Source organism: Sphingobacterium sp. UBA1897 (genome assembly GCF_002337775.1).
In the GTDB taxonomy this organism is placed as follows: Bacteria; Bacteroidota; Bacteroidia; order Sphingobacteriales; family Sphingobacteriaceae; genus Sphingobacterium; species Sphingobacterium siyangense.
Window position 1 is genome coordinate 124,810 of sequence record NZ_DDGR01000018.1, and the last position, 12,689, is coordinate 137,498.

Sequence of the window (12,689 nt, forward strand, 5' to 3'; positions counted from 1 at the left end):
AGATCTGTTCTTCGGCTTTATTTTTATTACTTATAACAGTTACATGAACCTATGCAATACTTTGTTTCCTGTGGTCTACACTGATTAGAGAGAAAGCCTTTGGAGCACATAAAGCCTTAACAACGGTTTCTTTTAGTTGCAAGGGCCTACTTTCAATCTTTCTTTCCAGTCTCTCCATATCAATAGCAACCCTATTATCCAATAACTTAGCATAATGCTGTGTGGTTTTGATATCCGTATGGCCAAGCATCTTGGAAACGGTTTCTATCGGAACACTATTGGCAAGCGTCACAGAAGTAGCGAAGGTATGGCGTGATTTGTGAAAGGTTAGTTCCTTGGTGATCTCACATAGGTCTGCAATTTCCTTGAGATAACTGTTCATTTTCTGATTACTCAGCACAGGAAGTACCATATCCTTTGACACACATGGTGGATAATCACGATACCGTTCAATGATCTCAAGTGCCTTGGGAAGCAATGGAATATTTGACGATGTTTCGGTTTTCTCCCTGCTGGTAAAGATCCAGAGTTTTCCGTCCACACCCTCGGCGATATCGGTCCATTTTAGTTTCTTTACGTCGGCATAGGAAAGTCCAGTGTAACAACAAAAGACAAAGATATCGCGGACATGTGCAAGTCTTGGTATCTTGAATAATTTCTCCTCTATTCTCCGAAGTTCCGCATCGGTTAAAAATTCCTTCTCTTTAGCTTTCGCCTTGATCTTATAAAAGGCAAATGGATCATCCGTTATCCATCTGTGCGCAATACAGATCTTGATGATCTTGCGAAGGTGCTTCATGTATTTTGCTGCCGACACGGCTGAACAGCCCATCGTGGAACGCAGAAAGAATTCGTACCCTGTGACAAAAGCATGGTCAATCTTCCTTGTGTCGATATCTGCGAGTCTAAATTCTTTCTCTAAATACCCTTCAAAATGTGAAAGCGAGGTTTTATACCCTTTGAGTGTATTGGGTTTGAATCCATTCCCGAGCAATGCTTCCATGTGGATATTGTGTTCCCTAAATACATCAAGGAATTGCTTTTGCTTAATATCCTTTCCCTGATACCTTAGTTTGATGGATTCTGCTGTAATTTCCTCTGCGGCAGCCGTCATAGCGGTATGGATTGTACTTACTTTGCTGACGAGAGTATCAAGAAAACTGTTCATGATTTTGACAGCTTCTGTTGTGCCTTTCATACGGTTGGCTTTGGAGTTCCATTTCGACGGATCACATTCCCGTCCAGTGGAGACTTCTTTTGGGATACCATCTACGGTAATCCGCATGTAAATCGGCCTAGGACCGTTAACATAATTTTTGGGTTTCTTCAGATAGAAGAGCAAGGAATAATTTGTACTCATGACAACATCATTTAAGTGAAACAAACCGAGCCGCCTTTGCGGCGAGCTCTGCATCACCACTGAAAAACAAATTTCAGCGATGCAAAATTAGCCTTACAACTAAAACGAATCAAGATGTTTAGAATTTGAACAACCTGACAATCAGATTGATGATCCCTTTTCAGTGAGTAGTCAACTCCAAGAAAATGACTCACTGAATGACTCACTTTTTTATTGGGAATTATTATACGTTTTGTAAATGCTGAAAAACAAAAAAGCCTGCAAACGTTTAATTTGCAGGCTTTTGTATGTTTTGACTTTTAGATCTGTAGCCCGTAGGGGAATCGAACCCCTGTTTCAAGAATGAAAATCTTGCGTCCTAACCCCTAGACGAACGGGCCATATCGTTTTCGATGATGCAAATATAGAAGCTTTTTCAAAAAGCACAAAAAAAAAGTGCTGTCTGTGTGCTAATTCATTGAAATTGAGAAAAATTATTTTTTTAAAGGACCTATTCTACAGCGTAAGCGAGCATATATTCATTGAACTTCTCGTAATGTACATCATAAATATGCTTGTTTTGATCGCTGTCGAGTTCAAGTTTTAATATGCCTTGCGTTTGGTATTCGAATGGTTGTATGGTCATGTTGTTCAAGAAGGAAACCCCTGCATTGCCTTGAAGTTTATAAATTGCTTCTTTGGCGCACCAGCAAGCATAAAGCTGCTCATAGCGGCTATCATCCTGCGCGATGAATGCAAGCTCCGCAGGTTTTAGAAACTTATGTTGGATGCGCTCTACTTTTGTTTTGATGATTTCCATGTCGATACCAACTTCACCTTTTGTACTGATCATTGCTGCAGCGTAATCAAATGAGTGTGAAAGTGATATTTTTTGGGGAAAATTAGCGAGATAAGGCTTTCCATTTGCATCCGAAGGACATTCGATATAGCGGGATGTGTTCAATAGGGTTCGCAGGAGAACACGTGTGGCAAGCCAATGTAACCGTCTTTTCCCTTTATTGAAGGACCCCAATTTTGCTTTTTCACGTTCATCCAATTGAAGTTTCGACAGCAAATCGTCGTCCGATTCCTCAATTCGCCAAATTGCAAATTTGGTTTGATTATCAATTTCACGTAGATACACTAGACTCATACCCAAATTTAAAAAACAAATCGCAGATTTTTGTTTTGAAAAATGAAGTAAAATTAGTGGGAGAACTGTATTTTTGAATTTGTATAGCATTGCCTGACGCTTTTGCTATTTTGATACACATGATTTTATCTGATAAAAGAATTCTCGAAGAGATTGAAAATGGCAGTATTGTCATTCAACCATTTGATCGTAAATGTTTGGGAACAAATTCCTACGATGTGCATTTGGGGAAATATTTGGCAACGTATGCAGACCGTGTACTTGATGCCAAGAAACACAATGAAATTCAGCATTTTGAAATCCCGGAAGAAGGTTTTGTATTGGAACCCAATACCCTTTATTTAGGCGTTACGCAAGAATACACCGAAACGCATAAGCATGTTCCTTTTTTAGAGGGCAAATCGAGTACTGGTCGCTTAGGGATAGATATCCATGCAACTGCAGGGAAAGGTGATGTCGGTTTCTGTAATACCTGGACCTTGGAAATTTCGGTTGCCCAACCTGTTCGGGTTTACGCGGGAATGCCTATTGGACAATTGATCTATTTTGCTGTAGAAGGCGATATCGAAACATTTTATAATACCAAAGGTAACGCAAAATACAATGGCAAGACCATCCGCCCGGTGGAGTCCATGATGTGGAAGAATAATTTCTGATGCGGAATATGGGATGGATTATTTTAGGGGCTCTATTGATTGTTCTTATCAGTGGAGTACTCTATTATTTTGTTCATCCAATGTTTGGTGGAAGTTTCAAAGGAGCTCGACTGGAACGGATGAAACAGTCACCAAATTTTAAAAATGGTATTTTTCATAATCTCGAAGTAACGCCGTCGTTGAAAGGCGATGTCAATATGGCCTCTTTGCTGCGGGATTTCCTTTTCAACAAAAATCCCCACTTGAAACCGATCAGCGTATTGCCTGCTATGGAATGCGATTTAACACATCTTCCGGTAGATGACGTTCTGATTTGGTTTGGTCACTCCTCCTACCTGATGAAATTAGATGGGAAATTAATATTGGTTGATCCGGTGTTCAGCCAAAATGCTTCTCCTATCCCAGGTAGCAATAAAGCATTTAAGATGTCTGTCGACTATGCGACGATGGTTTTTCCGAAAATTGACTATTTGTTTATCTCTCATGATCATTACGATCATCTGGACTATGAGACTGTTGTGAAATTGAGGGATAAAGTCGGTCAGGTGATTTGTGGTCTTGGCGTGGGGGCGCATTTTGAGTCTTGGGGATATAAGGCCGATCAGATCATCGAGGGTGATTGGTACGACCAGATAAAACTGGCGCCCGATTTTCAGGTAACCTTCACACCCGCAAGGCACTTTTCGGGACGAAGATTTAAACGGAATAATACCTTGTGGACATCCTTTGTGTTAAAAACTTCCCAGTACACTATTTTCTTGGGTGGAGACAGCGGATATGGTAAGCACTTCAAAAAGATAGGTGACCAATTCGGTCCATTTGATTTAGCAATCTTGGAAAATGGCCAATATAACGATGCCTGGCATTATATCCATTCCTTACCTGACGAATGGGCTGCTGAAACGAAGGATCTGAAAGCTCAAGCTATTTTGCCCGTTCATTCTTCTAAGTTCGCGTTGGCTATGCACGACTGGAAAGAGCCAATGGAGAAATTTTACGAGACAGCGAACAAAGAACAGATCACTCTCCTTACGCCAAAATTAGGGGAAATGATCCATTTTAATAGATTAGATACAGTATATGCGCCTTGGTGGCGTGACGTCAACTAAAATCTATTTATTTTTTTCCTCAATCCATAAAGACATATATTTTGTGCTTTGCATCGTGTGGTGCAACAATATCTGACTAATAAAGTTTTGTTGGCGGTGCCTGTCAATCTGCGCTTTTAACAAAGATAGATTCGTCATAAAGTCGGCCTGATACTTTCGTTTTTCATAACGTTCGTTGATAATACGGATGCCATGTTCTTGGGCCGTTTTCCAAAGATCTTCGTTTTCGTAGAGCTCAACTGTCTTTCGGCAGAAAGTTTCGGGATCGTCTTCGATAAAACCATTCCAGTCCAAATTACCCTTCATGGCTTCTGCTCCAACTGTCGTGGTGACAGATGGTGTGCCGGTTTGCATGGCGTCGATAAACTTTCCTTTTACGCCGGCACCAAATTGAATTGGAGCGACCAGTACACGGTAGTTTTCCATGGTAAGGCGAGCAGATTCCGCCCGTCCCTTGATCAGGAAATTCTCTTTAGAGTTGTTTAACTGGAGTACTTTTTGGGTTGCGTAGGCACCATAAATGTGCAATTCTACTTTGGGAAGCATCTTCCGTAATTGGGGCCAGATTTGTGTTTTTAGATATTGAACCGTATGCCAGTTCGGCTCATGGATAAAATTTCCGATAAATAATAAGTTCTTACGCTCTTCAAAGGGCTTCCATTGATTAATTTCAGTAGAACTGATCTCATTTTCCAGGAAAGGGAGGTAATAGAGGATGTCGGGTGAAATTCGAAATTCTTCGATAAGAATCTTCATTTCGGATTCGGAGATAATCAAGGAGAGGTCACTTCGCAGAATAGAGGCAATTTCACGTTTAGCGGTGTCCGTAAATAACTCTTGAAAGGAGAAATCACCTTTATTTTTGACGGACGCCTGTCTCGCCTGGCGTAAAAAATGCAAGTCTTCCGTGTCGAGTACGCGAAGTGCGTTAGGGCATTGCTGGGCAACGCGCCAACCATATTGTTCTTCTACCATAAAACGATCAAAAACAACAATATCGGGCTGTAGTTGAGTAATAAAATCGTCAAAGCTATTACTATTGAGCACTATTGCTTGTTCATATATCCCGAGAGACTGCAAAGGGGCACTATAAGGTGACTTCGCAGCAGCCGAAGCAAATGTAATGTGATAAGAGCGGGTAGTGAACGTTTCAATTAATTGCATCATGCGAAACCCCGCCGCTGAAGATGTTGGCTCTGGCCACACAAGTCCGATGAACAAAACCTTTTTCTCTTTCATGCAGGAAAATTACTGATTAATGTGAAAAGAATTGACGAAAAATTAACAATTAGTCATTTTCAAACGATTAGCTTTATTTTAGTGTTTATAATATATTTAAAGGTTATTCATCATTAAACGATCATATGGCCAAAACTATTGCTCAACGGATTCGGCATTTTTCGCCAAAGACCTATTGGAAGGAATTAATAGCTGTTTTGGTTATCTTATTGGCCTTCGTATTTTTTAGAAATGAGCGGAAAGAGCTTGCCGCAATTATTCCGCAGTTGCGCACGGCCAACCTAACCTGGGTTTCAGTTGGAGTTGGAATTACCATCGTCTATATTGTGCTTCAGGGATTGATGTATGTGCAGAGTTTTAAAGCGATCGGTCTTTCTATTAATCTGAGAATCGCCATTGATCTTTTCCTGAAGAGAAATTTACTCAGTGTGTTTCTTCCTGCAGGTGGGATTAGTTCTTTGGCATATACAACAACGGAGTTGCGGAAAAGAAATTTGAATACGACTCAAATTCACCAAGCAGGGGCGCTGTATGGCTATGTCGGACTACTGACGGTGTTTATGATTGGTGTACCTGTTATATTGTATACGATCTGGCATAATAAAAATTTTGGTGACGCCTGGATCTCATTAGTGGTTTTGGGACTGCTCCTGGCTGTCGTATTTTGGCTGGTCTGGTCTTTTCGAACACACAAAGGCATTTATCGCTGGGTCGAATTAAAGTTTCCTGCTGTAGCCTCTAACATCGATGAAATATTTTCAGGGGAAGTCAAGCTAAAATATTTGTTGGGTACCATGTTGGCGTCCATGGTCGTCGAATGTTGCGGTATTGCCCATGCTTTTGTAAGTATGTATGCTCTTGGTTTGGAACACTCCTTCGAGGCTGCGGCTATTGCCTATACTGTTTCGGTCGTATTGATGATTGTTTCTCCTTTTCTACGGGGCCTTGGGGCTGTAGAGCTGACCATGCTGTATATTTTTAAAGCGTACGGCTACTCGCAGGCAGAAGGATTGGGCATTACAATTCTCTATCGGGCATTCGAATTTTGGCTTCCATTACTCTTGGGAATCCTTGCCTTTGCATGGCGTGGTAAGCAATTGCTGGCACGTATTGGACCGGCGTTGCTTATATTTTTCTTAGGTGTGGTAAATCTTGTTTCCGTATTGACACCTCCTTTGGCTGATCGTATGAAACTTGATCGTTTTTATTTACCGCTGGAAGCAATTCATGCTTCTAAATTTATGGTATTGGTTTTGGGCTTAGGATTATTGGTAACTTCGGCATACCTGATTAAAGGTTTCCGTATTGCGTTTTGGATCGCCGTGGTGTTTAGTGCTTTGTCGCTGTTTGGACATGTGTTTAAGGCACTGGACTATGAAGAGGCATCGGTTGCTTTGTTGACGTTGATTTTATTGGCAATGAGCTATAAACAATATCGCATCAAGAGTAATATTCGTTGGGTAAGAATTGGGTTTATCACATTTTTTGTCGCTCTGATAGCGATATGCCTGTTTGATGTGTTGAGTTTTTACTTCATTGATAAGCAACATTTCGGGCTAGACTTTACATGGGGACAATCAATATATCATACGGCACGGAGTTTTCTGTTGTTTGCAGATGATGAATTGATGCCACAAACAGCTTTTGGTCAAGAATTTTTGCGCATCACTCAAGTTTTGGGACTATTTTGTTGGTTCTTATTGATCTACGCACTTGCACGTCCTCGGCTGATTGATGACGAAGATTCGAGTAGCTCCAAAATGGAGCATGCAGAACAATTACTAATTGAATTTGGACAGTCTCCGATGGACTTCTTTAAATTGGGAAAAGATAAGAGTCTGTTCTTCTCAGAAGTCTCGGAGGGATTTACCGCTTATCGCTTGGCGAATGAATTTGCTATCGTATTGGATGAACCTGTCTGTGAGCAGGGGGATAAGGAAGAGCTGGTTCAAGAATTTGATCAATATTGTTATGCGAATGGTTTAAAGGCCATTTATTACCGTGTTGATGAAAATAGCTTGGTTCATTTTTCATCTCTTCGTAAGCAAAAAATCACCATTGGACAGGAGGCTGTATTAGAATTGGAAACATTCAAGCTAGAAGGAAAAGACCGTAAGTCATTACGTAATGGACTTAATGCAATTCAAAAAAAGGGTTTTACAACGGAGGTGTTGAAAGCTCCGCAGGAAAAAGCAATTATAGACGAGCTAAGATTGATTTCCAATGAATGGTTGAAAGAATTTGATAAAAAGGAAATGGTTTTTTCGCAAGGAATGTTTGATGAAAATGAGCTTATTATGCAAGATATTATTGTATTGAAAAATGAGCAAAATAATATTGTCGCCTTTCTGAATATTATTCCCGATTATGCTAAAGATGAGTGCACTTATGATATGATCCGAAAATCGCTTGACGCACCAGGTGGGAGTATGGATGCATTGATTGTTGAGCTTATTGCATATGCTAAAGCCAAAAAGTATGTCTATCTAAATTTGGGCATGGTGCCAATGACGGGCTTGGGAGCGACAGATAGTCCCGCTGAAAAGATTATGAAGTTTGCCTCAACACGATTGGGAAACTTTAAACATTACCATAGTCTGCGTGATTTCAAAGAGAAGTATGCGACATTTTGGGAAAATAAATACCTTATATTTGATAACGATTTTGATCTCTTACAACTTCCTATAGCACTGGTCAAAGTGATGAAACCGAATGAATAGCTTCATGTAAATCTCATACAGATGAAAAAATTAGCCACTTTATTTATAATTGGTAGCATAGCATTTCATGCTTTTGCTCAACAACGTTTGATTGACATGAAATATTGGAATAATAAAGCTGTACTACCCCTGGTTCTCTATCTGAGTGGAGATGGAGGATTCAATTCGTTCTCAAATAAGCTCTGTGAGCTAATTGCTGGAGCAGGATATACTGTTGCAGCTCTTGATTCAAAAAATTATTTCTGGAAGAAGAAAAGCCCGAAAGAGATAGCAGAAGATATTTCTAATACCTTGAGGACTTTGCTATCCTCACGGCAGAATATGCGTCTTTTCGTCGTTGGATATTCATTTGGAGCAGATGCGGTCCCTTTTATTGTTAATCGTTTGGACCCTGTCGTTAAGAAGAACGTAAAGAGCGTTGTTCTTTTAGAGCCCTCTGTATCTACAGATCTGGAGATCCATATAGCCGATATTCTAGGACGAAGTAATATAAAGCGAAGCCTTGATGTTGTCTCCGAAATAAATCGCATGGATGGAGTCAAAACGGGCATCATTCTCGGTGACGATGAAGCCGATTTTCCTGTACAAAAAATAACACTTAAGAATTTTACAAAAAAATACCTCTCCGGAGGCCATCATTTTAGTGGGAATGCAGACCAGGTAGCGAAGAGTACGGTCGCTCTCTTCTAATTGGGCGGGTTATTGTCTGCTAGCTTTCCTTTATGGTGGTTATACAGTAGCGATAGGCCTTTTACCTTGTCAAAATCGGTGAAAGCTCTGAAGCTATTCGGATTTCTTGTCCTACATCAATTTAATTAAATGAAGAAGGTCTTAATTTTGATTTAGAATTTAAATAGACAATTATGGAATTAGGAATAGGAATGTTTGGTGACTCGAGGATAGATCCTGTTACAGGTCAAATCCAGGCAGCGCAAGATAGAATGAAAGAAATTATTGAGGAGATCAAGCTTATGGATCAAGTAGGATTGGATTTCTTTGGAATCGGGGAACATCACCGGGCAGATTATGCGGTTGCAGCACCCGAAATTGTCTTGGCTGCGGCTTCTGCAGTTACCAAAAATATTAAATTGGGCAGTGCAGTTTCGGTATTGAGTTCTGCGGATCCTGTTAAATTATTTCAGGATTTCGCGGCAGTCGATCTTTTATCCGATGGACGTGCCGAGCTGATGGCTGGAAGAGGATCCTTCATTGAATCCTTCCCTTTATTTGGTTATGATCTGAAAGATTATTCCGAATTATTTGAAGAGAAACTTGAGCTTTTGCTACGATTGAACAAGCAAAATCCAATTACTTGGCGAGGAAATTTTAGAGCACCATTAATCAATCAAGAAGTATTTCCTCGGCCTAAAAATGGATCACTGCCGATCTGGGTTGCTGTAGGTGGTACAACATCTTCTGTTATCCGTGCAGGAAAACTTGGTTTACCGGTTATGTTTGCTATCATCGGCGGCATGTATGAAAGCTTCGATCATTTATTTGAAATGTATCGTCAAGCATATGAGGATAATGGACATGATATGGCTAATTTCCAGGTTGGGGTGCACATGCATGCGTTCTTTGGCGACAACAACACTCAGGTAGCGGATTATTACTATCCGATTTATTCGGCACAGATGGACCGTATCGGAGCAAGTCGGGGTTGGCCACCATACCAACGTACACAATATGACTTTGGAAGATCTTCAAGGGGGCACCTCATTGTTGGAGATGCTGCTTATGCCGTAGATAAAATTTTGCAAATACAGGAAAAATTCGGATTGACACGTTTCTCTGCACACATGGATGTGGGCGCTCCTGGGCATAAAGAGATGCTGCGTTCTATAGAGATTTTTGGCGAAAAAATAGCGCCTGAAATTCGAAAGGCTCTTCATAAAGATGCCTAAAGAGCGATTATCATTTTTTTAACGCTGAGATATTCGCTACCTTTGTGGCGTAAATCATTTTAGAGAGTAAGATGCTTGGATTAAAGTTGTTGACAGATCCGCGATGGGCAAACATCGCAGAAGGAAATTTAGAAGAAATTTTGACTGATCATGCCTGGTGTGAGCAAAAGGCTGCTTCAAATGCAATATCATTAATCACAAACAACTCAGAATACGAAGATTTAGTGCATGAACTGACAGCAATTGCTATCGAAGAAATGGAGCATTTTAAGATGGTTATTGATATCATCAAAGAACGTGGCTATACCTTGGGACGTGAAAGAAAAGATGATTATGTTGGCCAATTGATGAAATTCTCTAAAAAAGATGGTAGTAGAAATATGGCTTTTATTGACCGTTTATTATTCGCGGCAATGATTGAAGCCCGAAGCTGCGAACGTTTTAGAGTGCTCTCGCAAAATATTCAAGATAAAGATCTTGCGAAGTTTTACCATGATTTAATGGTGTCTGAGGCAAATCATTATACAACATTTTTGAATTTTGCACGCAAATATACCGTAGACGTCGATGTAGAAAAGCGTTGGAAGGAGTGGTTGGAATTTGAAGGGAAGCTGATTCAGTCGTACGGAAATAAAGAAGCCATTCATGGCTAATCGGACCGCGCTCCTACCTATTTTAAAACACATACATAACAGTTGTCCCGTTCTATTTCTTAGAACGGGATTTTTTGTCACTTATTTATTCTTATCTTTGTACCGTGATTGAAAAAAGTAAAATAATAGATATCAGGAGTTTGTCTTTGGATCAGATCAAAGATCAACTTACAGCGTTGGGGGAGCAGGGCTTTCGTGCGAAGCAGATTTATGAATGGCTTTGGGTAAAATCTTGTGTAGATTTTGATCAGATGAGTAATTTGAGTAAGTCCCTTCGTGAGAAGCTGAAAGCGAATTTTACGATCAATGCAGTAACAGTTAAAGAATCTCAGATCAGCTCGGATAAAACAATTAAAAGTAGTTTTTGGCTGTATGATAACAATATCATTGAAGGGGTGTTGATACCCGCTCCGGAACGAATGACAGCCTGTGTCAGCTCACAGGTGGGCTGTAGCTTGACCTGTAAGTTCTGTGCAACAGGCTATATGGACCGTAAGAGGAACCTCAATGCCGATGAGATTTATGATCAAGTCGTTCTGATCAGCAAGCAAGCCGAAGAGAACTACGGGCAGCCACTGACAAATATCGTTTATATGGGGATGGGTGAGCCTTTGTTGAACTATGCCAATATGATGAAGTCGGTTGAACGCATTACGGCCCCCGACGGATTAAATATGGCTGCTAAGCGGATCACTGTTTCCACTGCGGGTATCGCAAAAATGATTAAAAAATTGGGTGATGACCAGGTACGTTTTAATCTAGCACTTTCTTTGCACGCCGCAAATGATAAAAAGCGAAATGAAATTATGCCGATCAATGAGCAGAACTCACTAAAAGCTCTGGCAGAAGCCCTCAAATATTTTTATGCGAAGACAAAAAGTCCAATTACATTTGAATATATTGTCTTTAACAATTTCAATGACGAATTGGAGGATGCAAAAGAACTTGCTAAGTTCTGTAAACACGTTCCTTGTAAGGTCAACCTGATTGAGTATAATCCTATAGCACTGGCCGATTTCTTAAATGCTGAAGCGGATAAAATCGAGGTATTTGCAAATTATCTAAAAAGTCAAGGTATCATCACGAATGTGAGACGTAGCCGTGGTAAAGATATCGATGCCGCCTGTGGACAATTAGCAATCAAGGACGAGAAAAAGGAGGAAGCCGAGGCATAATCTGAAGGATAGTTCCTATCTTTAATAGGGGAATTTACCAGATGAAATCCGAATTAAATAAGCTTTTTAGCGATTTTGTATCCATCTTTTTTCCAAGAGAATGTGGCTGTTGCGGCTGTGTGCTAAAATATCAGGAAAAGTTTATTTGTGTAGCATGCGATTTCCATTTGCCTTATACTAATTTTCACGAATATTCAGATAATGATACCGCAAGACAGCTTTGGGGGAAAGCTCCAGTGGAAGAGGCCTGTTCTTTTTTGTTCATGCAAAAGGATAGCCGTGTAGAGCACCTCATTTATCAGATTAAATACAATAATCAACCTTTTCTTGCGGAATATTTTGGTTATCTATACGGCTTAAAATTAATAGAAGCAAAGGCCTATCAGAATATCGATTGTATTGTTCCTGTGCCATTACACAAGAGTAAACTCCGAAAAAGAGGCTATAATCAATCCACTTACTTTGGAAGAGGTTTGTCCAGAGCGATGGAAATCCCATTGCGTGAAGATATTTTGGTAAGAAAGAAAGCGACAATTAGCCAAACAGGTAAGGGGCGACTCGACCGTTACGAAAATGTAAGTGATATTTTCGATTGTCAGGCCACTGGGGTGCCGGCCAATGTACACATTCTATTGGTGGACGATGTGTTAACAACAGGCGCTACGATTGTTTCCGCGGCATTAGCACTCTTAGATGCTACAGACTGTCGGGTATCTATTGCGACTTTAGCAAGGGCCTAGG

At 40.4% G+C, this 12,689-nt stretch carries 11 protein-coding genes and 1 tRNA gene; 8 read left to right on the forward strand and 4 right to left on the reverse strand.

What is annotated here, in order from left to right; translation table 11 throughout:
- Positions 1–49 precede the first annotated feature (49 nt).
- From B4N43_RS08850 to B4N43_RS08860, 3 genes are all read right to left on the reverse strand, one after another.
- Entirely contained in the window at positions 50–1,360 is a 1,311-nt protein-coding gene (locus B4N43_RS08850) for a site-specific integrase (RefSeq protein WP_286709761.1), read from the reverse strand.
- 308 nt (positions 1,361–1,668) lie between these two features.
- A tRNA-Glu gene (locus B4N43_RS08855) sits at positions 1,669–1,740 on the reverse strand.
- A 110-nt stretch (positions 1,741–1,850) separates the two neighbouring features.
- A complete protein-coding gene (locus B4N43_RS08860) occupies positions 1,851–2,492 on the reverse strand; it encodes a 4'-phosphopantetheinyl transferase family protein (protein ID WP_070561499.1) in 642 nt (213 codons plus the stop codon).
- 119 nt (positions 2,493–2,611) lie between these two features.
- Here B4N43_RS08860 and dcd point away from each other — a divergent pair, with 119 nt between their 5' ends.
- Entirely contained in the window at positions 2,612–3,148 is a 537-nt protein-coding gene (gene dcd / locus B4N43_RS08865) for a dCTP deaminase (protein WP_046673098.1), read from the forward strand.
- An 8-nt stretch (positions 3,149–3,156) separates the two neighbouring features.
- A complete protein-coding gene (locus B4N43_RS08870; RefSeq protein WP_286734227.1) occupies positions 3,157–4,257 on the forward strand; it encodes an MBL fold metallo-hydrolase in 1,101 nt (366 codons plus the stop codon).
- A 3-nt stretch (positions 4,258–4,260) separates the two neighbouring features.
- On the opposite strand, the gene B4N43_RS08875 is transcribed toward B4N43_RS08870, so the two are convergent.
- Positions 4,261–5,496 (reverse strand): glycosyltransferase, encoded by a 1,236-nt coding sequence (locus B4N43_RS08875; RefSeq protein WP_286734229.1) that lies wholly within the window; start codon positions 5,494–5,496, stop codon positions 4,261–4,263.
- 125 nt (positions 5,497–5,621) lie between these two features.
- Between B4N43_RS08875 and B4N43_RS08880 the strand changes: the two genes are divergently transcribed.
- The 6 genes from B4N43_RS08880 to B4N43_RS08905 all read left to right on the forward strand — a co-directional run bounded on the left by B4N43_RS08880 (position 5,622) and on the right by B4N43_RS08905 (position 12,688).
- Entirely contained in the window at positions 5,622–8,216 is a 2,595-nt protein-coding gene (locus tag B4N43_RS08880) for a phosphatidylglycerol lysyltransferase domain-containing protein (protein WP_286734230.1), read from the forward strand.
- 21 nt (positions 8,217–8,237) lie between these two features.
- Positions 8,238–8,906, forward strand: coding sequence for an AcvB/VirJ family lysyl-phosphatidylglycerol hydrolase (locus B4N43_RS08885; RefSeq protein WP_286734232.1), 669 nt, complete (start codon positions 8,238–8,240; stop codon positions 8,904–8,906).
- Between the two features lie 173 nt (positions 8,907–9,079).
- Complete coding sequence (locus B4N43_RS08890) at positions 9,080–10,120, forward strand: Atu2307/SP_0267 family LLM class monooxygenase (protein WP_286734234.1); 1,041 nt, start codon at positions 9,080–9,082, stop codon at positions 10,118–10,120.
- 71 nt (positions 10,121–10,191) lie between these two features.
- Positions 10,192–10,773, forward strand: a complete 582-nt coding sequence (locus B4N43_RS08895; RefSeq protein ID WP_070561487.1) for a tRNA-(ms[2]io[6]A)-hydroxylase — start codon at positions 10,192–10,194, stop codon at positions 10,771–10,773.
- 104 nt (positions 10,774–10,877) lie between these two features.
- Positions 10,878–11,948, forward strand: coding sequence for a 23S rRNA (adenine(2503)-C(2))-methyltransferase RlmN (rlmN, locus tag B4N43_RS08900; protein WP_145328839.1), 1,071 nt, complete (start codon positions 10,878–10,880; stop codon positions 11,946–11,948).
- 41 nt (positions 11,949–11,989) lie between these two features.
- Positions 11,990–12,688: a ComF family protein gene (locus B4N43_RS08905; protein ID WP_286734236.1), complete on the forward strand. Its 699-nt coding sequence runs from the start codon at positions 11,990–11,992 to the stop codon at positions 12,686–12,688.
- Position 12,689: the final 1 nt, after the last annotated feature.